At 71.8% G+C, this 20700-nt stretch carries 21 protein-coding genes, 1 pseudogene and 1 riboswitch; of the genes and pseudogenes, 10 read left to right on the top strand and 12 right to left on the bottom strand.

Annotation, left to right across the window (positions count from 1 at the left end):
* The first annotated feature begins 20 nt into the window (after nt 1-20).
* Genes paaA through paaE form a run of 5 tightly spaced genes read left to right on the top strand, consistent with a single transcriptional unit; the run spans nt 21 to nt 3751 of the window.
* Nucleotides 21-1004, top strand: coding sequence for a 1,2-phenylacetyl-CoA epoxidase subunit PaaA (paaA, locus tag AMK19_RS07610; RefSeq protein ID WP_073809123.1), 984 nt, complete (start codon nt 21-23; stop codon nt 1002-1004).
* On the top strand, nt 1001-1294 hold the full coding sequence (paaB, locus tag AMK19_RS07605; RefSeq protein WP_033257582.1) for a 1,2-phenylacetyl-CoA epoxidase subunit PaaB: 294 nt from the start codon (nt 1001-1003) through the stop codon (nt 1292-1294). The genes paaA and paaB overlap by 4 nt, the downstream gene beginning before the upstream one ends.
* A gap of 32 nt (nt 1295-1326) precedes the next feature.
* Nucleotides 1327-2208: a 1,2-phenylacetyl-CoA epoxidase subunit PaaC gene (paaC, locus tag AMK19_RS07600; protein WP_073809122.1), complete on the top strand. Its 882-nt coding sequence runs from the start codon at nt 1327-1329 to the stop codon at nt 2206-2208.
* Nucleotides 2202-2684: a 1,2-phenylacetyl-CoA epoxidase subunit PaaD gene (gene paaD / locus AMK19_RS07595; RefSeq protein ID WP_073809120.1), complete on the top strand. Its 483-nt coding sequence runs from the start codon at nt 2202-2204 to the stop codon at nt 2682-2684. The genes paaC and paaD overlap by 7 nt, the downstream gene beginning before the upstream one ends.
* A complete protein-coding gene (gene paaE, locus AMK19_RS07590) occupies nt 2684-3751 on the top strand; it encodes a 1,2-phenylacetyl-CoA epoxidase subunit PaaE (RefSeq protein ID WP_073809119.1) in 1068 nt (355 codons plus the stop codon). Before paaD ends, paaE begins: the two co-directional genes overlap by 1 nt.
* 41 nt (nt 3752-3792) lie before the next feature.
* Here the strand turns inward: paaE and AMK19_RS07585 are convergent, their stop codons facing one another.
* The 3 genes from AMK19_RS07585 to AMK19_RS07575 all read right to left on the bottom strand — a co-directional run bounded on the left by AMK19_RS07585 (nt 3793) and on the right by AMK19_RS07575 (nt 6352).
* Nucleotides 3793-4905 carry an NAD(P)-binding domain-containing protein gene (locus AMK19_RS07585; protein WP_073809666.1) on the bottom strand — a complete coding sequence of 371 codons (1113 nt, stop codon included), beginning with the start codon at nt 4903-4905 and terminating at the stop codon, nt 3793-3795.
* A gap of 17 nt (nt 4906-4922) precedes the next feature.
* Entirely contained in the window at nt 4923-5822 is a 900-nt protein-coding gene (locus tag AMK19_RS07580) for an ATP-grasp domain-containing protein (protein WP_083646559.1), read from the bottom strand.
* A gap of 158 nt (nt 5823-5980) precedes the next feature.
* A complete protein-coding gene (locus AMK19_RS07575) occupies nt 5981-6352 on the bottom strand; it encodes a YbjQ family protein (protein WP_073809117.1) in 372 nt (123 codons plus the stop codon).
* Between the two features lie 145 nt (nt 6353-6497).
* Here AMK19_RS07575 and AMK19_RS07570 point away from each other — a divergent pair, with 145 nt between their 5' ends.
* Both AMK19_RS07570 and AMK19_RS07565 read left to right on the top strand, forming a co-directional pair.
* Nucleotides 6498-7418 (top strand): hypothetical protein, encoded by a 921-nt coding sequence (locus AMK19_RS07570; RefSeq protein WP_143200087.1) that lies wholly within the window; start codon nt 6498-6500, stop codon nt 7416-7418.
* Nucleotides 7419-7435: 17 nt separating this feature from the next.
* Nucleotides 7436-8203: an aminoacyl-tRNA hydrolase gene (locus AMK19_RS07565; RefSeq protein ID WP_073809113.1), complete on the top strand. Its 768-nt coding sequence runs from the start codon at nt 7436-7438 to the stop codon at nt 8201-8203.
* A gap of 237 nt (nt 8204-8440) precedes the next feature.
* Here AMK19_RS07565 and AMK19_RS07560 read toward each other — a convergent pair whose 3' ends face one another.
* Nucleotides 8441-9559, bottom strand: coding sequence for a fatty acid desaturase family protein (locus tag AMK19_RS07560; RefSeq protein WP_073809111.1), 1119 nt, complete (start codon nt 9557-9559; stop codon nt 8441-8443).
* 7 nt (nt 9560-9566) lie between these two features.
* Nucleotides 9567-10622, bottom strand: coding sequence for a ferredoxin reductase (locus AMK19_RS07555; protein WP_073809110.1), 1056 nt, complete (start codon nt 10620-10622; stop codon nt 9567-9569).
* Nucleotides 10623-10709: 87 nt separating this feature from the next.
* Here AMK19_RS07555 and AMK19_RS07550 point away from each other — a divergent pair, with 87 nt between their 5' ends.
* From AMK19_RS07550 to AMK19_RS07540, 3 genes and pseudogenes are all read left to right on the top strand, one after another.
* Nucleotides 10710-11849 carry a PucR family transcriptional regulator gene (locus AMK19_RS07550; RefSeq protein WP_073809108.1) on the top strand — a complete coding sequence of 380 codons (1140 nt, stop codon included), beginning with the start codon at nt 10710-10712 and terminating at the stop codon, nt 11847-11849.
* Nucleotides 11850-12139: 290 nt separating this feature from the next.
* Nucleotides 12140-12304: pseudogene (locus tag AMK19_RS07545) on the top strand (transposase); the annotation flags it as partial.
* 121 nt (nt 12305-12425) lie between these two features.
* On the top strand, nt 12426-12851 hold the full coding sequence (locus AMK19_RS07540) for an ArsR/SmtB family transcription factor (protein WP_073809661.1): 426 nt from the start codon (nt 12426-12428) through the stop codon (nt 12849-12851).
* Nucleotides 12852-12901: 50 nt separating this feature from the next.
* On the opposite strand, the gene AMK19_RS07535 is transcribed toward AMK19_RS07540, so the two are convergent.
* The 7 genes from AMK19_RS07535 to AMK19_RS07505 form a co-directional block, all read right to left on the bottom strand.
* Nucleotides 12902-14302: an ABC transporter ATP-binding protein gene (locus tag AMK19_RS07535; RefSeq protein ID WP_083646558.1), complete on the bottom strand. Its 1401-nt coding sequence runs from the start codon at nt 14300-14302 to the stop codon at nt 12902-12904.
* Nucleotides 14303-14349: 47 nt separating this feature from the next.
* On the bottom strand, nt 14350-16053 hold the full coding sequence (locus AMK19_RS07530; protein ID WP_241844304.1) for an ABC transporter permease: 1704 nt from the start codon (nt 16051-16053) through the stop codon (nt 14350-14352).
* A gap of 554 nt (nt 16054-16607) precedes the next feature.
* Nucleotides 16608-17075 carry a hypothetical protein gene (locus tag AMK19_RS07525; RefSeq protein WP_073809106.1) on the bottom strand — a complete coding sequence of 156 codons (468 nt, stop codon included), beginning with the start codon at nt 17073-17075 and terminating at the stop codon, nt 16608-16610.
* A 60-nt stretch (nt 17076-17135) separates the two neighbouring features.
* Nucleotides 17136-17870: an MgtC/SapB family protein gene (locus tag AMK19_RS07520; RefSeq protein ID WP_073809105.1), complete on the bottom strand. Its 735-nt coding sequence runs from the start codon at nt 17868-17870 to the stop codon at nt 17136-17138.
* Complete coding sequence (locus AMK19_RS07515) at nt 17858-18085, bottom strand: winged helix-turn-helix domain-containing protein (protein WP_073809103.1); 228 nt, start codon at nt 18083-18085, stop codon at nt 17858-17860. Before AMK19_RS07515 ends, AMK19_RS07520 begins: the two co-directional genes overlap by 13 nt.
* Nucleotides 18086-18117: 32 nt before the next feature.
* Nucleotides 18118-18402: a hypothetical protein gene (locus AMK19_RS07510; protein WP_073809101.1), complete on the bottom strand. Its 285-nt coding sequence runs from the start codon at nt 18400-18402 to the stop codon at nt 18118-18120.
* Between the two features lie 95 nt (nt 18403-18497).
* Complete coding sequence (locus AMK19_RS07505) at nt 18498-20144, bottom strand: NRAMP family divalent metal transporter (RefSeq protein WP_073809100.1); 1647 nt, start codon at nt 20142-20144, stop codon at nt 18498-18500.
* Between the two features lie 324 nt (nt 20145-20468).
* A riboswitch (M-box (ykoK) riboswitch) is annotated at nt 20469-20646 on the bottom strand.
* Nucleotides 20647-20700 lie beyond the last annotated feature (54 nt).

Genomic DNA, 20700 nt, shown 5'->3' with positions numbered 1-20700 from the left:
GGGTGCGCCCTGTGTACAGAATGGAACCGACCGAACGGTCAGTCGGGAGGTGGGTGGTGGAGGCTACCGCGGAAGCACAGTCGCGGTTCGAGGCGGTGATCGCCAACGAGCAGCGGGTGGAGCCCCGGGACTGGATGCCGGAGGCGTACCGGGCGACGCTGGTGCGGCAGATCGCGCAGCATGCCCACTCGGAGATCATCGGGATGCAGCCGGAGGGCAACTGGCTGACCCGGGCGCCGTCGCTGCGGCGCAAGGCGATCCTGCTGGCGAAGGCACAGGACGAGGCCGGGCACGGGCTGTACCTGTACGCGGCGGCGGAGACGCTCGGGGTGGACCGGGCCGAGCTGACCGAGAAGCTGATCGACGGGCGGCAGAAGTACTCGTCGATCTTCAACTACCCGACGCTGACGTTCGCCGACGTCGGCGTGATCGGCTGGCTGGTGGACGGCGCGGCGATCTGCAACCAGGTGCCGCTCTGCCGGTGCAGCTACGGGCCGTACGCGCGGGCGATGGTGCGGATCTGCAAGGAGGAGTCCTTCCACCAGCGGCAGGGCTACGAGCTGCTGATGACGCTGATGGCCGGCACCGAGGCTCAGCGCCGGATGGTGCAGGACGCGGTGGACCGCTGGTGGTGGCCGTCGCTGATGATGTTCGGCCCGCCGGACGGGGCGTCGCCGAACAGCGAGCGGTCGATGGCGTGGCGGATCAAGCGGCACAGCAACGACGACCTGCGGCAGCGCTTCGTCGACATGACCGTTCCGCAGGCCGAGCACCTCGGGGTGACACTGCCCGACCCGGCGCTCGCCTGGAACGAGGAACGCGGCAGCTGGGACTTCGGCGAGCCGGACTGGTCGGAGCTGATGCAGGTGATCAAGGGCCAGGGGCCGTGCAACGCGCAGCGGATCGACCGGCGGCGCACCGCCCACGAGGACGGCGCCTGGGTGCGCGAGGCGGCGTCGGCGTACGCGGCCAAGCACGCGGCGCGGAAGGGGAGTGCGGAATGAGCGGGGAACGGGCGTCCTGGCCGCTGTACGAGGTGTTCGTGCGGCCGCGACGGGGTCTGAACCACGTGCACGTGGGATCGCTGCACGCGGCGGACGACCGGATGGCGCTGCTGGCGGCACGGGACCTGTACACCCGGCGCAACGAGGGGGTGAGCCTGTGGGTGGTCCGCTCGGACGCGATCACCGCGTCCAGCCCGGACGAGCAGGACCCGTTCTTCGCGCCGAGCGGCGACAAGGTGTACCGGCACCCCACGTTCTACCCGATCCCCGAGGACGTTCCGCACATCTGACGCACCGTCAGTGATCAAGCAGGGAAGGCGACATGACCGACGACCACGTGTACCTCTCACTGTCCGACGCCGCGGGTGAGCCGGACGGCGAGGCCCGCTGGGCCTACGGCACGGGGTTCGCCGATCCGCTGCTGGGCGTGGACGCCGCGCCGCCGTCGGGCATCGACCCGGCGGACCTCGCGGCGTACTGCCTGATGCTGGGCGACGACGCACTGGTGCTGTCCCAGCGGCTGATCCAATGGGTCACCCGCGCACCGGAGTTGGAGGAAGAGGTCGCGCTCGCCAACCTCGGCCTCGACCTGCTCGGACAGGCCCGCCGACTGCTCACCCGGGCCGGGCAGCTCGACGGCACCGGCCGAAACGAGGACGAACTCGCCTACTGGCGCGACGAGTTCGACTACCGCAACGTGCGGCTGGTGGAGCTGGAGAACGGCGACTTCGCCCAGTGCGTGGCCCGGCTGCTGATGTTCGCCACCGCCCGCGAGGAGCTGTACCGCCGGCTCGCCGACCACGCCGACCCGGTGCTGGCCGCCGTCGCGGCGCTCGGCGTCAAGGAGTTGGCGTACCACCGGGAGTACGCGCAGTCCTGGGTGCTGCGGCTCGGCGACGGCACGGAGCACTCGCGGCGGCGGATGCAGGACGCGCTGGACGCGCTGTGGCCGTGGCTGGACGAGCTGTTCACCCCGCACGAGGTCGAACTGCGGCTCGGCGTCGACCCGTTGCAGCTGCGCGAACCCGTACTGGACCGTCTCGCAGGGGTGTTGGGCGTCGCCACGCTGAGCGTGCCCGAGGCCGCGCCGCGGGCGTACGTCAACGGGCGGGCCGGGCGGCACGGCGTGCACACCGAGGAGCTCGGCCCGCTGCTGGCGGAGCTCCAGGTGGTCGCCAGGGCGCACCCGGGGGCGACATGGTGACCACCGTCGAACGGGCCAGGGAGGTCGCCGCCGCCGTGCCCGACCCCGAACTGCCCATGCTCACCCTGGCCGACCTGGGCATCCTCGCCGACGTCGAGGAGCACGACGGGACGGTCACCGCCTGGATCACCCCCACCTACTCCGGCTGCCCGGCGGTCGCCGAAATGGCCGGCGACGTCGCCCGGCGGCTGCGCGCGGCCGGATTCGAGCACGTCGAGGTGCGGCTGCGGATCGACCCGCCGTGGTCGAGCGACCGGATCAGCGCCGAGGGCCGCCGCAAGCTCGCCGAGGCCGGCATCGCCCCGCCGGTTCCCGGTGGGCTGCTGACACTCGGCCCGACCCGGCTGGCCGTGCACTGCCCGCAGTGCGGCTCCACCGACACCGAGGAGCTGTCCCGGTTCGGCTCCACCGCCTGCAAGTCGCTGTGGCGGTGCCGCAGTTGCCGCGAACCCTTCGACCGGATCAAGGAGATCTGATGGCCGCCCGCCGCCCGCAGTTCCACCCGCTGCCGATCGGCAACCTGGAACGGCTCTGCGAGGACGCCGTCGCGGTGACCTTCGAGGTCCCGCCCGCGCTGGCCGAGGAGTTCACGTTCAAGCCCGGGCAGACGCTGACGCTGCGCCGGATCGTCGACGGGGTGGACGAACGCCGCTCGTACTCGCTGTGCTCGCCGGTCGGCGGGCCGCTGCGGATCGCCGTCCGCGAGGTGCCCGGCGGGCTGTTCTCGCACTGGCTGGTCGACCAGGCCGCGGTCGGCGAGACGGTCGAAGTCCTGCCCCCCAGCGGGATGTTCACCGCCGACCCGGCCGAGCCCGGCGAGCACGTGCTGATCGCGGCGGGCTCCGGGATCACCCCGATGCTGTCCATCGCCGCCTCCGTGCTGGCCGGCCACCCCGACTCGCGGGTCACCCTGCTGTACGGCAACCGGCGCAGCGACACCGTGATGTTCGCCGACGAGCTGGCCGACCTGAAGGACCTCCACCTGGGCCGCTTCCAGCTGGTCCACGTGCTGTCCCGGGAGAGCCGGGACGCCGAACTTCTCACCGGCCGCCTCGACCCCGACCGGGTCAAGGCGCTGCTGGAGGCCCTGGTGGACGTCCCCGCGGTCGACCACTGGTGGCTGTGCGGGCCGCTGGGCATGGTGGCCGGCACGAAGGACCTGCTCGCCGAACTCGGCGTCCCCGCCGGGCGGGTGCACCAGGAGCTGTTCCACGCCGAGGACGAGCAGGCCGAGGAACGGCACCTGGAACCCGTCCCCGACGCCGCGGCCAGCGAGGTCACGCTGGTGCTCGACGGGCGCTCCAGCACGCTCGCCCTGCCGCGCGACCGCTCCATCCTGGACGGCGCCCAACGCGCCCGCCCCGACCTGCCGTTCGCGTGCAAGGGCGGCGTCTGCGGCACCTGCCGGGCGCTGCTGTGCGAGGGCAAGGTCGAGATGCGCCGCAACTTCGCGCTGGAGGAGTCCGAACTCGCCGCCGGCTACGTACTGACCTGCCAGGCCCGGCCGGTCTCCGACCAGGTCACCGTGGACTACGACCGCTGACCCGCGCCAGGGCCGGTCCGGAAAGATCGGCCGGACAGGCCCTACACGAGGGCCGGTGCGGGCTCGCTGTCGCGCAGCAGGTGGACGATCTCGTTGACCGCTGCGCGACCGGCCCGGTTGGCGCCCACCGTGGACGCCGACGGGCCGTAGCCCAGCAGGTGGACGCGCGGGTCGTCGGCGACGTGCGTGCCCGACATCCGGATGCCGCCGCCCGGGCCGCGCAGCGCCAGCGGCGCGAGGTGGGTGAGCTCGGCGCGGAAACCCGTCGCCCAGATGATCGCGTCCACCGGCAACTCCCGGTCGCCCCAGGCGACTCCGTGCTCGGTGAGGCGGTCGAACATCGGCCGGCGGTTCAGCACGCCGAGCTCCTCGGCCCGGCGGTAGGCGACGCTCGGGCCCAGGCCCGTCACCGAGACCACGCTGCGCACCGGCAGGCCCGCCTCGACCCGCTCCGCCACCCTGGCCACCACCTCGCGGCCGTACTCGGGGGTGAACGGCCCCTGGTGGACCACCGGTTCGGTCCGCGTCACCCACACCGTCCCGGCGACCGCGCCGACCTCCGACAGCACCTGGATCGCCGACGCGCCGCCGCCGACCACCAGCACGCGCAGGCCCGCGAACTCCGCCGGGCCCCGGTAGTCCGCGTAGTGCAGCTGGCGGCCCGCGAAGCGGCCCGGGTAGCGCGGCAGGAACGGCCGCGTCCAGGTGCCGGTGGCGTTCAGCAGCGCCCGGGTGATCCAGCTGCCGGAATCGGTCTCGACCAGCAGCCGCCCGTCCGGCCGGTCGCGCACCGCGAGGACCTTCACCGGCCGCACCACCGGCAGGGCGTGCCGGGCCTCGTACGCGGCGAAGTAGCCCGGCACGGCGACCCGGGCCTCGGTGGCCGGGTCGGTGGCGGGCAGGTCGAAGTCGGGCAGGTCGTGGAAGCCGTGCACGGTGGCCATCGTCAGCGACGGGGAACGGTGCGCCCAGGCGCCGCCGGGGGCGTCGTCCGCGTCCAGTACCACGAAGCCGGTGTACGGGGCGAAGCCGCGGCGGCGCAGGTGGTAGGCGGCGGACAGGCCGGCCTGGCCCGCGCCGATCACCAGCGCGTCCACCTCGCGGGCCGGCCCCTCGGGGGTCGGATCCTCGCGGGCCGGCCCCTCGGGAGCGATCGTTGCACGGTCAATGGTCACGGCCGTGGAACAACGGCCCGCGGCCGGGTGTTCCCGCCGCCCGGCAGCAGGCGCAGCGCGGCGGCGGCCAGCGCCTCCGGGCCGTCCGGGCGCAGGTCCAGGAACAGCCGGGGCTCGGTGAGTTCGAGCTCGATCAGCACCGGCCGCCCGTCCGGCAGGCGCACCAGGTCGACCCGGGCGTACAGCAGCTCGTCGCGCTCCGGGACGGCCGCCAGAACCCTTTCGGCGAGGGCGAGTTGGTCGGCGTCGGGCTCACGGGCGGCGTCCTCGAAGCCGCCGCCGAGCATCGGGCCGCGGCGCACCGCGTGGCTGAACTCGCCGCCCAGGAACAGCAGGGAGGTCTCGCCCTCGACCTCGACCATCGGCAGGTACGGCTGCACCATCGCGGTGCGGCCGGCGGCGGTGAGGGCGGCGACGTGCGCGACGGCCTCGGCGCGGTCGGCGGTGCGCACGGTGTCGCGGGCGCCGGAGGAGACCGTCGGCTTCACCACCAGCTCCGGCCAGTCGGCGCCGGCGAGTTCCTCGCCCGGGGCGACCCAGACGGTGGGGACGATCGGCACCCCGGCCCCGGCCAGGTCGCGCAGGTAGGTCTTGTCGGTGTTGCGCTCCAGCACCGACACCGGGTTGGCCACCCGGGTCAGCGCGGCCGTCCGGCGGGACCAGGCCAGGAACGCGTCCCGGTACAGGATGTAGTCCCAGACGCTGCGGATCAGCACCAGCTGGTAGCCGCCCCAGTCGACCTCCGGGTCGTCCCAGAACACGGCCTCCGCGGCCACCCCGGCCCGGGCGAACGCGGCCAGCACGGGGAGCAGCTCGACGTCCTCGATGCCCCGGCAGGTGGCGTACGCGACCCTCGGGCCGGGCGGCGGGGTGACGGGGTTCAACGGAGTGCTCACGGGTGCTCCTGGCGGTGCGCGGGAAGGTCCGGCAGCGAGGCTCTAATGCACCCGTGAGCAGTGTCAATCGCTTTACCGACTGTCGGATCGGCCGACTGTCGGACGAGACGACCGGCCTGTGGTCGTCTGCGACCGTTGTCCGAGGTCAGTTGATCAGGTCAGCCGATCGGGGAGATGACCGCCGCGGTGCCGTACGCGCACACCTCCGTGCCGACGTCCGCGGCCTCCGTCACGTCGAACCGCATCATCAGCACGGCGTTGCCGCCGCGCGCCCGGGTCTGCTCGACCAGCCGGTCCATCGCCTGGTTCCGGGTCTCCACCAGCGTCTTGGTGAGACCCTTCAACTCGCCGCCCATCAGCGACTTCAGGCCCGCGCCGATCTGCGAGCCGATGTGCCGCGAACGGACCGTCAGCCCGAATACCTCACCGATCACCCGATCCACCTTGTAGCCCGGCACATCGTTGGTGGTGACCACCAGCACGCCGCCGGACGGGTCCTGGCCGCCGCCGAAATCGTTCAGTTCACTCATGTGCTCCACCTTCCGTCAACGCCCGGTCCGCACTCCGGTCCGGCACGCCGGGAAAGCGTATTCCGCACCGCCCCGGCGAGGCCCTTCGGCATCGGATCCGGAGAGCAGATGGACACCGGACCCCCGGGTTTGTCAACCTTGAGGCATGGGCGAGCGAAGCGATCATCCACAAGGGCCGGGCGCGGCAGAGGACTCCGGCGCGCAGGAGATCGAGGCCACCGTGGTGCTGGGCATCCGGATCACCGACTGGCCGGCGCTGCGGGCCGCCGCGCAGGCGGCCGTCGAAGACCTCGACTTCGCCGGGATCGACCCCGACGGGCAGCGCAGCCAACTGCTGCGGGAAGTCTCCGAGGACCCCAACGCGGCCCTCGGCGCGCTGCTCCACCCCGACCGGCTGGTCGCCGCCATCCCCGGCATCGAAGCCCTCGGCGGCACCCTGGAGATCAGCGTCACCGACGACTTCGCCCCCGACTTCGCCGAACTCTTCCCGCTCGACGACGACAGCGACACCGGTGACTGGACCCTCACCCCGCGCACCGCGTGTCTGCTGCACACCCAGCTGATCAGCCTCTCCGACGCCGCCTACGAAGACCTCGACGAACACGGCGACGACCCCGTCACCGTCGTCGACGACGGAGACTGGACCGTCTTCGGCCGCCTCCAGCAACGTACTTGGAACCTGCACCGCGGCTGGCGACGCGCCTTCGCCCGCGCCTTCGACGACCTCGCCGACGACCTCGCCCTCGGCGAATGGCCACTGCCCCGCAGCCTCGCCGAGGACGTCGCGCTGCGCCTCGCGCTCGCCGACGCCCGCTTGCTGCTCGGCTCCCAACCCGAGTCCGTGGCCGACATGATGGGCGACCTGCCCGCCGACCTGTACGACTACGACTGGGACGGCTGCAGCGACGAACTCTTCGGCGTCTACGGCCCCGAGGAGGACGAGGACGACGGCCTGGGCACCGGGGAGCGGATCGACCAACTCCTCGCCGCCACCCATCCCGAGGGCTGGTTCCTCGGCTACCAGGACGCCGAGGAGCGCGACCCCGGGCGGGGCTACCGGCGCTGAGCTGGCATGCTGGACGGGTGAGCTCACCGAACGAACCGACTGCCGAGGCCCCCGACGCCGCCACTCCGGCCGCAGCTCCCGCCGCCGCTCCCGCGGTCGGCGGCGGCGCCGAGGACCGGGACTCCCACGACCAGTACGTGCTGCCGCTGGTGGTGCGCCTGGAGCGGGCCACCCCGCCCGGCCGGACCGACGCCCTGGAGACCTCCGCGCGCGCCGTGCTCACCCTGCTGTCCGACCCGCGGGTCACGGCCGACGACGGCGAGTGGGCGGAGCGCGTCCGGGCCTGGGAGGACGCCCGGATCCGCAAGGTGGTGCGGCGGGCCCGCGGCGGTGAGTGGCGCAAGGCCGGCGAGCTGCCCGGCATCACCGTCACCGGCGAGAGCGCCGAGGTGCGGGTCTTCCCGCCGGTCCCGCTGGACGGCTGGCCCAAGGAACTCGCCAAGCTGCAGGTCTCGGGCACCGAACTCGACGACTCCGACCCGCCCGGCCCCGCGCCCGAGGGTGTCCCCGTGCTGTGGCTCAACCCGGAGCTGGAGATGAGCGCCGGCAAGACCATGGCGCAGACCGGCCACGCCGCGCAGCTCGCCTGGTGGCAGCTGGACGACGCGCAGCGCAAGGAGTGGGCGGAAAGCGGTTTCCCGTTGGCCGTCAGGAAGGCCTCCGCCGCCGACTGGCCCACCCTCACCGACGGCCGCCTCCCGGTGGTCCGCGACGCCGGCTTCACCGAGATCGCCCCCGGCAGCTGCACCGTCGTCGCCGACCACCCGGCCCTCCGCGCCCGCTGACGGGGTGCCAGGGGGCGGGCGCTCCTTGCCCCGCCCCGCGCCTTCGGTAGCCGTGAACGCGCCACTGTGACCCCGACCTGTCCGTTGGACGGGCGGTGGTGGGCGTTGGCGGGCGGTGGTCGCCGGGCAGGTCAACGGCGTGTCGGGCTGCTGTCTCGGCAGACCTGGTCCGCAGGCCGTCGAGCGCGGCGAGGGCTCCCGTGCGGATGTCGTCACCCGGAGAAGCACTACCGGGAATCAGGACGCGACGAGCTCCTTCTCGCGGGCCGGTGTCTTGATCTTGGGCTTCTTGTTCGGCAGCGAGAGCCGGAAGACCTTGTGCCACGCGGAGAACACCTGCTTGGGCAGCGGCCCGGTGATGTACTCCAGCTCGTACTTCTCGAACAGTGCGCGCACCTTCACCGCGACTTCGGCGTACCGGTTGCTCGGCAGGTCCGGGAACAGGTGGTGCTCGATCTGGTGGGACAGGTTGCCCGTCATGAAGTGCATGGCCCTGCTGCCGCTGATGTTCGCCGAGCCCATCATCTGGCGCAGGTACCACTGGCCGCGCGTCTCGCCCTCGACCGACCGGCGCTCGAAGACCTGTACGCCCTCGGGGAAGTGCCCGCACATGATCACCGAGTGGGACCAGATGTTGCGGACCAGGTTCGCGGTGAACGTGGCGGCGAGCGTGGTGAGGAACGACGGGCCCGACAGCAGCGGGTGGATCACGTAGTCCTTGAGCACCTGCTTGCGGATCTTGCGGCCCACGGCCTTGGCCCGCGCGCGGAACTCCGGGTTCCTGCGGCGACGCTTGTGCAGGTTCTTGCCGAGTTCGAGGTCGTACGCGGCGATGCCGTACTCGAAGAAGCAGGCGTTGACGAGGTTCCACAGCGGCTGGCCGAGGTGGAGCGGGTGCCACTTCTGGTCCTCGTCGACGCGCATGATGCCGTAGCCGAGGTCGTTGTCCTTGCCGATCACGTTGGTGTACGTGTGGTGCAGCTCGTTGTGCGAGTGCTTCCACTGTTCGGACGGCGAGACGTGGTCCCACTCCCAGGTGGTGGAGTGGATCTTCGGGTCCCGCATCCAGTCCCACTGGCCGTGCAGGACGTTGTGGCCGATCTCCATGTTCTCCATGATCTTCGCCACGGACAGGCCGGCGGTGCCGAGCAGCCACGCGGGCGGGAAGATCGAGAACAGCAGCACGCCCCTGCTGGCCAGTTCGAGCTTGCGCTGCGCCGAGATGACCTTGCGGATGTAGGCGGCGTCCTGCTCGCCGCGGGCGGCGAGCACCTCGTCGCGGATCGCGTCCAGCTCGCGGCCGAGCTCCTCGATCTGCTCCGCGGTCAGGTGGGCGGTGGGGTCGATGGCGGTCAAGGCGCTTCTACCGTTCGATGTCGCAGGGGCCCGCCGCGGCGGACACGCAGGTCTGGATGAGGACGCCCGGCTCGGCCTCGGTGATCTCGCCGGTGCGCAGGTCGCGGACGGCGCCCGCCTTGAGCGGCGTGACGCAGCCGAAGCAGATGCCCATGCGGCACCCGGAGGGCATGAGCACGCCGGCCTCCTCGCCGATGTCCAGCAACGGCGTGGCGCCGTCCGCGTCGACGGTCTTGCCGGTGGTGCTGAACGTGACCGCGCCGCCGTCGCCGGCGACGACGATGCGGGGGCGGAAGCGTTCGGTGCGCAGGCGCTCTCGGACGCCGTTGTCGGTCCAGTGCTCCTCTGCGGCGTCGAGCAGGCCCGCGGGCCCGCAGGCCCAGGTCTCGCGCTCGGCCCAGTCGGGCACGAGTTCGCCGAGACGGGCGACGTCGAGCCTGCCGTCCATGGCGGTGTGCACCTCGGTGAGGCGCAGCTTCTTGTCCGCGACCAGGCCGTGCAGTTCGTCGCGGAAGAGCACGTCCTGCGGCTGCGGCGCGCAGTGGACCAGGACGACGTCGTCGACCTCGGTGTCGCGCAGCATGCCCATCACGGGCGTGATGCCGCTGCCGGCCGTCAGGTAGAGCACCTTGGCGGGCTTGGCATGCGGCAGCACGAAGTCACCGGTCGGCTGGTCGAGCCGGATCAGCGTGCCCGGTCGCGCCCTGTGGACGAGGTGGTTGCTGACCTGGCCGTCCGGGATCGCCTTCACGGTGATCGTGATGCGGCCGTCCTGGCGGTCTGTCGGCGAGGTGATGGAGTAGGCACGCCACAGGCGCCTCCCGTCGACGTCGACCCCGATCCGCACGTACTGGCCGGCCGTGTGGCGGCGCCAGCCCCGTCCCGGCCTGATCACGAGGGTCGCGGCGTCAGCCGTCTCGGGGTGCACGGCCTCGATGCGCCCACGCAGGTCGGCGCCCGCACGCAGCGGGCTGACCAGGTCGAGGTAGTCCGACGGCAGCAGCGGTGTGGTGACCATCTCCAGCAGTTGCCACGTTCTGCTGCGGAGGGTTGCACTCGTCATGACTCCAGCTTGCTGCGCCTCAGGGCGTAAAGTCCTGACCGTAGGGCGTGAATCTGGTCGGATGAATTGTTCGCAGGGAACAAAAACGTGAGTCATGCAATCCGGAGGGCCAGTGAGCTGGTCCTGGACGAGACGACGGTCGCCGCGCTTCGGGCCGCGCTGGCGGCCACCGCCGACGAGGTCGTCGAGGCGATCATCGACGAGGTCCCTCCCTACGCCAACGCCCTGTCGGGCCGTATGGGCGGCACCATCCGCCGAGCCGTCCGCACCGCCCTGGGGCACTACCTGGACCTCGCGAGCGGGAACGCCACGGGTGGCGACGCCGGTGACGCAGCCTACGAGCTGGGCCGCGGCGAGGTGCGCGACGGCCGTTCGATGGACGCTCTGCTCGGCGCCTACCGCGTCGGCGCCCGGGTGGCCTGGCGATGCCTGGCAGCGGGTGCCGTGCCCGCAGGTCTGCCCGCCGCCGAGGTCGCCAAGTTCGCCGAGCTGACCTTCGCCTACATCGACGAGCTCTCCGCCGCGAGCGCCGCGGGCCATGCCGACGAACTGGCCGCCCGGGGCAGGGCCCAGGAGCGCCACCTGGAACACCTGGCCCGCGACCTCCTCGCCGGCGCGAGCCCGGACGTGCTGCTGGCCTCTGTTCAACGCGCCGGGTGGCAGCCTCCGGTTTCGCTGACCGCGGTCCTGCTGCCCGCCGCCCAGGCCCGGCCCGCCTACCGCGGGCTCGACCCGAGCACTCTCGTCCTCGACGACCTGCCGGACGCCACCGGTGTGCTGCTCGTCCCCGATGCCGACCGATCACACCTCTTGCGGCAGCTGACCGACCGCACCGCCGTGGTCGGCCCGGCACGGCCATGGACTCGTGCGTCCGCCTCGTACGCCCGGGCCGTCCGCGCGCGCTCCCTCTCCGCCGAGATTCGCGACACCGAGGACCACCTGCCCGAGCTGGTGCTGAGCGCGGACGTGGATGCGTTCGCAGACCTGCGTGCCCGAGCCCTCGCGCCGTTGCGGACCGTGCCTGCCGCGACCGCAGGGCGGCTGGAGGAGACGTTGCGGGCGTGGCTGCTGCACCAGGGCAGGCGCGACGAGGTGGCGGCGGCGTTGTTCGTCCATCCGCAGACCGTCCGGTACCGGATGTCGCAGCTGCGGGAGCTGTTTCCGGATCTCGCCTCGCCGGACCGGGTCCTCGAACTGACCCTGGCGGTGGGTCTCCGGGGCAGCTGACGCGTCCTTCGACCGTCCACGACTGCGTCCGCGACCGGGCCAGGCCAACTGTTGCGCTTGAAGGCGGCGAGCGCTACTGGCCCCACCCCGCGCCTTCGGCGCTCGTGAACAGACCACGCCGGCCCTCAAACGGCAACGTAACAGGTGAGGCATTCGCGTTCTTGTCGCATGCCTCCGACGGGCCCTGTTCGACCTGCGATGTCGCGTGCTGTCGGCTGGGGAATGACCCACTTTCCGACCGCGTGTGAGATCTGTCGTAGCCGTGGGCCGGGACGCCCGTTGAGTTCTGCGTGGGTGGTTCTGGGGGTGGCTGTCCGTCGGATCTGACGGACGCACAGTGGGCGCTGGTGGAGCCGTTGCTTTCGTCGGCGGGAGTGGGGCCGAAGGGCGGGCGTCGGGAGAAGCACCCGCTGCGGAGGATCGTGGATGCGATCTTTTACGTGGTGCGGGCCGGTCAGGACGACGATCTCGTCCAGGCCCTCGGGGTGGGGCCAGGCTGCTTGGCGCAGCAGGCGCGGGCCGTTGATGCCGACGACGGTGGAGCCCTTGGCCGGGGCGCACCGGTACGATCTTTGCATGAATGCGCAAGGAGAAGCGTGGGACGCGGACGCGGCGGAGCGCGCGGTGGCGGTGCTGAAGGCGGTCGCCGACCCGTCGCGCTACCGGTTGCTGTGGGCGCTGAGCCGGCGGGAGCTGCCGGTGAGCGAGCTGGCGCAACTCCTGGGCGCCCACGTGGCGGCCACCTCGCAGCATCTGGCGAGGCTGCGGGCGGCGGGGCTGGTGGTGTCGCGGCGGGAGGGGACGCGGATTTTCTACCGGGCTGCCGACGTGGGCGGGCTGTTGACGGAGGCGGCGCTGGTCGCCGGCAGGATGCCGGAGCACGGGGGCGGCGGTGACGGAGGCGGCGGCGGGGAGGCCGCGGTGGGCGTGCCGGTCGAGGCGCAGGGTGCTCGGTCGGCCCGGTTGGGGCGGCGGCGCCCGGCGACGGGGCAGGCGGGTTGAGAGGTGCGGTACGGGAGGGCGCGGGACGGGGTGTCCCTCGCCGTCGCGCGTCAGCGGGGGAGGTCGGCGTTTTCGTCGAGCCGGTACTCCTGGGGTGCGGAGTCGTAGCTGAACAGTTCGGCGTAGCGGCCCCAGTCGGTGGCGGTCTCCAGCTGCCGCTCGACCTGTTCGCTGGTGTAGTGGTGGGCGAGCAGGTCGCGGAAGAAGCCGGCGCGGACGGTGGCGTCGGGCTTGCCGCGCAGGCTGTTGGTGATCAGCTTGACCAGCGGCACCTCGAGGGCTGCGCTCGCGAAGATGGTCTTGGACTTCTGGACGTCGGCACCGGCGAAGGCGGTGCCGGTGTCGGTGAGCAGGAGGTCGTCGCCGCTGATCTCGGCGAATCCGAGCAGGTCGAGGGCGTCGACCTGGGGAAGCATGTCGTCGATGTCGAGGCCGAGTTCGTCGGCGAGGTCGGCGAGGTCGCAGCGGTTGCCGCGGTGGGCGATCATCTCGGCGAGGCCGGAGAGACCATCGACGCTGGCGGTGGGCAGCGGGGTGTTGGCGACGGTGCGCTTGTCGAGTCGGACGGCCTCGCTGCGGCCGGGCAGGCGGGTCTCCTTGGGACGTCCGGTCATGATCCGGTAGACGCGGTCGACGAGTTCGTCGAAGGCGGCGGAGTCGCGGTCGCGGGGCCGTTCCAGGGCGACCTCGACGGTTTCGCGGATGGTGCCGTAGGGGCGTGAGCCGAGGACGACGATCCGGTCGGCCATCATCACCGCTTCCTCGATGTTGTGGGTGACCAGGACGACGGCGCGGGTGGGGAACTGGCCGGAGTCCCACAACTCCATCAGTTCGCCGCGCAGGTTCTCGGCGGTGAGGACGTCGAGGGCGGAGAACGGCTCGTCCATCATCAGCACGTCGGGTTCGACGACCAGGGCCCGGGCGAAGCCGACGCGCTGGCGCATGCCGCCGGAGAGCTCCTTGGGGTAGGCGGACTCGAAGCCGTCGAGGCCGATCAGGTCAATCGCCCGGACGGCGGCCTCGGCACGCTCCTGGGGGCTCACCCCGCGGGCTTCCAGGCCGAGTTCGACGTTCTGCTGGACGGTCAGCCAGGGCAGCAGGGCGAAGGTCTGGAAGACCATGGCGGTACCGGGGTTGGCCCCGGTCAGCGGGGCACTGCGGTAGGAGACGGTGCCGGAGCTGGGCGGGAGCAGGCCGGCCAGGCAACGCAGCAGGGTGGACTTGCCGGAGCCGGACTTGCCGAGCAGCGCGACGATCTCGCCGGCCTGCACCTGGAGGTCGATGCCGGAGAGCACCGGCAGTTCGCCGTCGGCGCCTGCGTAGGCCTTGGTCAGGCCGACGGTCTCCAGCAGCACCTCGCCGTCGGCGGGGCGGCCGGCGGTGGCCGGGGCGGTCCTGGCGGCGGTGTCGGTGTCGGTGGAGCGTCGGCCGAAGAGGGTCTTGAGGCTCATGGAGGTTCTCCGTGCGAAGTGGTGCGGGCGGGGCCTCGCGTGACTGGTCAGAGGGAGTAGCGGGTCTCGGCCAGCCGGTAGAGGCGGCGCCAGAACAGGCGGTTGACGGCGACGACGTACAGGCTCATCACGGCCACGCCGGCGAGCAGGTGCGGGTAGTCGCCGCGCTCGGTGGCCTGCGCGATGTACGCACCGAGGCCGGTGGCGGTGAGGGTGGTGGTGCCGAAGGTGACGACCTCGGCGACGATGGAGGCGTTCCAGGCGCCGCCGGAGGCGGTGATGCCGCCGGTGACGTAGGCGGGGAAGATCCCGGGGATGATCAGGCGCCGCCAGCGCTGCCAGCCGTGCACGCCGAGGTCGTCCATCGCCTCGCGCAGGTCGGTGGGGATGGCCATCGCACCGGCGATGGTGTTGAAGAGGATGTACCACTGGGCGCCGAGGGCCATCAGCAGGATGCCGCCCACGTCGATCGACAGGCCGGTCTTCAGCAGCAGCCACACGACCAGCGGGAACAGGAAGTTGGCGGGGAAGCTGGCCAGCACTTGGACGACGGGCTGGGCGACGCGGGTCAGCTTCGGGGAGAATCCGATCTTCACGCCGATCGGTACCCAGACCAGGGTTGCCACCGTCACCAGGACGACCACGCGGGCGAGGGTGGCGAGGCCCAGCAGGAGGGGCTCGCCGAACACGCCGAGGCCGGTGCTGTCGTACAGGTAGTGGCCGAGGTCGAACAGGCCCCACAGGATCAGACCGCCGGCGACGACGGCGAAGGCCACGTCTCCGGTGCGCTGCCGGGTGGTGGCGAAGGCCAGTGGACGGTCGTCGGTGCCCAGCAGCCTCCCGGCGCGGGACAGCACCCGGCCCACCGGGCGCAGCAGGCGGCCGAACAGCTCGGGCCAGTGCGAGCGGCGCAGGAAGTCGAGGACGACGGAACGCTGGATCTCGGTGGCCTCGGACTGCTCGTTCTTGAACCTCTCCGCCCACGCGGTCAGCGGTCGCCAGAACAGGAAGTTCACGGCGATCACCATGACGGCCATGGTGGCGATCGCCCAGCCGACCTTGCCGAGGTCGCCGTCGGTGATGGCGGCACCCGCGTAGGAGCCGACGCCGGGCAGCGCGTACTTCTGGTTGTTGACGCTGATCGCCTCGGAGGCGACCAGGAAGAACCAGCCGCCGCCGAAGCTCATCATGCCGTTCCAGACCAGGCCGATTATGCCGGCGGGCACCTCGACCTTCCAGAACCGCATCCACCGGGTGAAGCGGAACGAGCGGGACAACTCGTCGAGTTCACGCGGCAGCGACGTGAGGGAGTAGTAGAACCCGAAGGTCATGTTCCACGCCTGGGATGTGAAGATCGCGAAGATCGCCGCGAACTCCAGGCCGAGCATGGAACCGGGGAACAGCGCGATGAAGCCGGTCACCGCGACGGTCAGGAAGGCCAGGACGGGCACGGACTGGAGGATGTCCAGCGCGGGGATCAGGATGCGCTCCAGGCGGCGGCTCTTGGCCGCGGCGTAGGCGTAGGCGAAGGTGAAGACGACCGAGAGCACGAGTGCGGCGAACATCCGCAGCAGCGAGCGCGCCGCGTCGTACGGCAGTCGTGCCGGGTCGGTGTCGACGCCCGCGTCCTGGCCGGTGGAGAAGCGGACGGTGGTGCCCTGTCCGACTCGCAGGGCGAGGTAGAGCAGGACCAGGACCGCGGCGGCGACGACCACGTCCACCCACGTCATCCGGGACAGCCGGCCGGCCATCCGGGCGGGCAGCGAGGTCCGGGACGCGGCCGGGGCCGACTTCAGGAACGACATGACGAGAACCTCCGGGCGCGCACCATCGGCCCTGGCCGCCTCGACCACGGGCCGGGGAGCGGGGGAGCGGAGCGCGTACGTGAACAGGCAGAAGCCGGAGAACAGGACCGGACGGCGGTGCATCCCACAGAGGGACGCACCCGCCGTGTCACGCCGCGTGCCGCGTCAGGCGCGGGCGGCGAAGGGAAGGCGGCCGGGACGGCACCGGGTACTGGGAGGGTCTTCGCCCATGGCTGCCTCCTCCGGTTCTGCCTGGGTACGCCGATGCCGGGCAGGCTCGCGCACTGCCGGGACGGCACACAGGGGTGCCGTGGGAAGTCTCCTATCTCTTGCGTCGATACGCAAATATGCATCTCGGCCACCTGGAGGACGCCGCCGTAGAAGGCGTGCAGGAGGGTTTCGCTTCCGGGTGGTGCCGAGAGCCGGACGTGGTCGAAGGCCGTGATCACTACGGCCTCCTCGCGTTGGGGCGGCTCGGGCCGGTCGGGCGCGGGCGGTCGTCAGTCGTTCGGGTGCGCGGTGTCGGCAGCGGGGGAGGAGTGTCGTCGGGCAGCGTCGACCAGCAGTCGGGCGGTGGGCACGGGCAGGTCGAGATGGCGTGCGATCCACGGGGCCTCGTGGCCGTGGGTGGCGAACACCCAGGCGGTGTACAGCCGGTTCAGGCCCGGGCCGCCGGACGCGAGCAGCAGTGGCCGTACCTGTTCCATGGGGAAGCCGTCCAGCGTGCGGGCGGTGTACCACCGGGTGTCGTCGTTCGCCGGCAGGGCGAGTGTCCGGTGGAGCGTGCGGGCGAGGAGCAGGGCGACGACCAGTCCGGCGGTCGAGGAGCCGAGCAGGACGCCGCCGAGGAAGGATCGCAGGCCGGCGGGGGCGGTTCCCATGGCGGTGGCTTCGAGGACGAGGAGCAGCAGGACGCCGGTGAGCGCGGCGCCTCGGCCCGTCCACGGGTACAGCGCGATTCTCGTCATGGTGGTGGCCTCCTTCTACGGGTGCGGTTCGGGGGTGCGCGGTCTCGTTCGGTGGGGTTCTCAGGCGAGCGCCGGGCTGCTGGGGTCGTCGGACTCGGCGTCGAGGTGCCAGTGCAGGTCGTGGACTCCCGGTTCCAGGGAGAGCCGGGTGACGACCTGCTCCAGGGCCGGGGCGACCTGCCCGGTGATGGCGACGGTGGCCCGCAGGCTGGTGGCGTCGCCGTGGTCGGTCCGGCGGGCGCGCAGTCCGGTGGGCGCGAGGCCGGAGGCTGTCATGGCCTGGAGCAGCAGGGCGCGGATGTGGGTCTCGGCCGTGCGGTCGCACTCCAGGTGGACGGTGGCGCGGACGCTGGAGTCCGGGTCGCTGCCGGCTTGCGGGGCTCGGTCAAGGAGTCGGCCGGCCGGGCGCAGCACCAGGTGGACGGCGAGGACGGCCAGTGTGCCGAGGACGGCGAATTCCAGTTGGCCGGAGGCAGCGAGGACGCCGACGGCGGCCGAGCACCACAGGGTGGCGGCGGTGTTGAGACCGCGCACGCCGGCGCCGTCGCGCAGGATGACGCCGCCGCCGAGGAAGCCGATGCCGGAGACGACGTAGGAGGCGACCCTGGTCGGGCTGCCGGCGTCGCCGACGGCCTCGCTGTAGAGGACGAACAGCGTGGCGCCGGCGGCGACCAGGGCGTTGGTGCGCAGGCCCGCCATCCGGGCGCGCCACTGGCGTTCGACGCCGATCAGCGCCCCGCAGCCGACGCCGGTGGCCAGTCGGACCAGGAAGTCGAGGGTGGTCAGGGTGTGCACGGGGCACCTTCTCCATGGGTCGTGAGCGCCCTTGTCGGTGAGGGCTCAGGTGGCGGCCAGGCGGGGGTCGTACGTGTAGCCGATCTGGCGGACGATGGCGATGGCGGGGCGGTGGCCGGGCGGTGGGTGGTGCCGAGCTTGCTGCGCAGCCGGGCGATATGGGTGGAGATGGTGCGGGTGTCGCCGTTGTCGGGCCGACCCCAGACGCTCTCCATCAGCTGGCTGCGGGGCTCTTGGCGCGGCGCGCTCAGGCGCGCGGGCCCCGGGCCGCTTCGGTGATGCGGTGTGCGGCGGCCAGCGGCAGGTCGGCGAAGTCGGCGAGCCGGCCGGGGTCGTGGCCCTGACACGCCAGCAGGTAGGCGAGGTGCACGCGCGGCTCGTAGGCGGACCGCACGGTGTTGGCGGTGCCGGAGTGCGGGCAGGCGCCGGGGTCGTCGAGGCGGTAGGCGCGCTCGGTGCCGTCGTGCAGGGCCAGGGTGACGCTGGGGCAGGTGTGCGGCTGTTGGGCGGCGTGGTTCGGGGTGCGGCGCACGGTGGTGCCCTCCTTCCTCGGAGCGAGGGTCGGTGAGGGGGCCGGCTTCCCCGGGGGCGGCGAGGTGCGTGCCCGCCGCCCCCGGGGAGCTGCGGTCAGCTGCCCGTGGCGGTCTGGACGATCTTGATGACGACCAGGACCATCGCGATCAGCAGGTAGGTGCGCAGGGCGCCCATGCCGATCTTGTAACCGGTGGAGACGGTCGGCTTGGCCAGGGTCTCCAGCGGGGGCATCCGCCATTCGTCGCGACCGGTGCGGTCGACCGGGTCCTCCTTGGTGCCGGTGCGTCGGCGGGTGAAGGCGTACCCGGCGGCCAGGACCCCCGCGACGCCGCAGCAGGCCATGATCGTCATGATCGTGCCGGAGTCGATGTCCGGGAACAGGACGGCGGCGGTCAGGATGATCGACAGGGTGACCAGGATGCCGACGACGGCCGCGGTGAAGGCGTTGGTCTTCGGGCCGTTCACCCAGGGGCCGAGCACGGCCTTGTCGTTGCACAGCAGCAGGAGGAAGACGCTGGCGGAGGGCAGCAGCACGCCGGCCAGGGTCTGGACGCCCTCGGTGAGCAGGCCCAGCGGCGAGCCGGGGATCAGCACGATGGCGGCGGCGACGACCACCAGTCCGGCGTAGACGGCGTAGAAGCCCTTGGCGCCCTTCACCCCGCGGTGCAGGGAGTGCTTGATGCCGAACACGTCGCCGATCGCGTACGCGGTGGAGAGGGAGACGGCGAACGCGCCGATGATCGAGGCGTCGAGCAGGGCGACCGCGTAGAGCGCGCCGGCAAGCTGGCCGGCGTTGTCGGCCAGGCCCTTGGCCACGCCCGCGCTGTCCTCGAACCGGCCGAAGCCGTCGGTGCCGGTGAAGGCGGCGGCGGTGAAGCCCATCATGGCGGCGCCGCCGACGATGACGATCGCGATGCCGATGACCAGGTCGGCCTTCTCGTACGTCATGAAGCGCGGGGTGATCCGCTTGTCGATGACGTACGACTGCTGGAAGAACAGCTGCCACGGCGCGACGGTGGTGCCGACGATGGCGATGATCAGCAGCATGACGCTGGACAGCTCACCGGAGCCGCCGGGCATGTTCGGCACGACGAAGTCGCGGGCCATCTGCGAGGCGGACGGGTGGCACAGGAAGTACACCGGGATCAGGAGCAGCGATCCGACGCACAGGGTGACCACGATCCGCTCGAAGCGCCGGAACGAGCCGGTGAACCCCGAGGCGATGATGACCGCCGCGGCCAGGACCACCGAGGCGACCTTCGGCAGGCCGAGGTAGCCGGCGGCCAGGGTGATGCCGATGAACTCGGTGACCAGGGTGAGCGCGTTGAGCAGGAACAGGTCTATCACCGAGAAGGCGCCCCAGAACCTGCCGAAGCGTTCCAGGATCAGCCTGGCGTGCCCGACGCCGGTCACGGCGCCCAGGCGAAGCACCATCTCCTGGTTGACGTAGAGCACCGGGACGAGCAGGAGCAGCGTCCACAGCAGGTGGGTGCCGTAGTCCTGGCCGGCCTGGCCGTAGGTGGCGAACGCGCCGGCGTCGTTGTCGCCGACCATCACGATCAGGCCGGGTCCGACGATCGCGAGCAGGGTCTTGAGCTTGGCGGAAAGCCCCTGGCGGGGCGCGGTGTCGTCGTGGCGGATGGTGCCGAGCGCGCCCTTGATGTCGCCGACGTGCGCGTCGTCCAGGACGGCGGAACGCGGGGCGGGAACGTTCGAGCTGAGGGTGGCATTGGTGGTCATGACGGGCCTCCCGTGGCCCCGTGACAGGCGGGGCGGTTCGGGGGCACGCGGCAGCATCCCCCTGCGGCAGGGCACGGCGCATCGCGCCGCGACGACGTGAGGCCACCAGGGTGTGGCGGAGCCGTCGGGCGGGCGTGACGCAGCGGCAGGTGTGCGCGCAGGGAAGGTGGTTACCGCGTGCCGGAGGTGTGCGAGGGCAAGCGGGGGCAGGGGCAACTGTGGCCCGGACTACTGCAATCCATGTCTCTCGCCTCCTCCCGGTCGACGCACCCCGTGGTGCGTGTGATCGACGCGGCAAGGAGTTCACCGACGCGCGAAACCGCCGGCTCACCCCAACTCGTCAGAGCTTTGGCACTCCACGGCGTGATCCGGCCCGGTCGGCCGGAAGCCACTTCGGATCAACCCTTAGGTCGGGAGGATCTGTCCTAACCCTGGGCGTCTCTCGACGTCGTCGGATCAGTGGCCTGTGTCCGTGAAGAAGCCTCACCGAACGAGGTGCCTTCTTCAAACCTCGAAAAGCATAGACCCGCACCCGGGCCAAACTTGCATGCTTGGT

This window comes from Kitasatospora sp. CB01950 (assembly GCF_001905465.1).
Taxonomy (GTDB): domain Bacteria; phylum Actinomycetota; class Actinomycetes; order Streptomycetales; family Streptomycetaceae; genus Kitasatospora.
Note: the sequence above shows the minus strand (reverse complement) of the source record. Positions and strands in the feature narration are given on the sequence as shown.

Coding starts and splice junctions, on each gene's coding strand:
- AMK19_RS07535 (WP_083646558.1), bottom strand. CDS start 14,302: ATGAGCCTCAAGACCCTCTTCGGCCGACGCTCCACCGACACCGACACC.
- paaE (WP_073809119.1), top strand. CDS start 2,684: ATGGCCGCCCGCCGCCCGCAGTTCCACCCGCTGCCGATCGGCAACCTG.
- AMK19_RS07540 (WP_073809661.1), top strand. CDS start 12,426: ATGAATGCGCAAGGAGAAGCGTGGGACGCGGACGCGGCGGAGCGCGCG.
- paaC (WP_073809122.1), top strand. CDS start 1,327: ATGACCGACGACCACGTGTACCTCTCACTGTCCGACGCCGCGGGTGAG.
- paaA (WP_073809123.1), top strand. CDS start 21: ATGGAACCGACCGAACGGTCAGTCGGGAGGTGGGTGGTGGAGGCTACC.
- paaB (WP_033257582.1), top strand. CDS start 1,001: ATGAGCGGGGAACGGGCGTCCTGGCCGCTGTACGAGGTGTTCGTGCGG.
- AMK19_RS07525 (WP_073809106.1), bottom strand. CDS start 17,075: ATGACGAGAATCGCGCTGTACCCGTGGACGGGCCGAGGCGCCGCGCTC.
- AMK19_RS07570 (WP_143200087.1), top strand. CDS start 6,498: ATGGGCGAGCGAAGCGATCATCCACAAGGGCCGGGCGCGGCAGAGGAC.
- AMK19_RS07555 (WP_073809110.1), bottom strand. CDS start 10,622: ATGACGAGTGCAACCCTCCGCAGCAGAACGTGGCAACTGCTGGAGATG.
- AMK19_RS07505 (WP_073809100.1), bottom strand. CDS start 20,144: ATGACCACCAATGCCACCCTCAGCTCGAACGTTCCCGCCCCGCGTTCC.
- AMK19_RS07530 (WP_241844304.1), bottom strand. CDS start 16,053: ATGGCCGGCCGGCTGTCCCGGATGACGTGGGTGGACGTGGTCGTCGCC.
- AMK19_RS07575 (WP_073809117.1), bottom strand. CDS start 6,352: ATGAGTGAACTGAACGATTTCGGCGGCGGCCAGGACCCGTCCGGCGGC.
- AMK19_RS07515 (WP_073809103.1), bottom strand. CDS start 18,085: ATGGAGAGCGTCTGGGGTCGGCCCGACAACGGCGACACCCGCACCATC.
- paaD (WP_073809120.1), top strand. CDS start 2,202: ATGGTGACCACCGTCGAACGGGCCAGGGAGGTCGCCGCCGCCGTGCCC.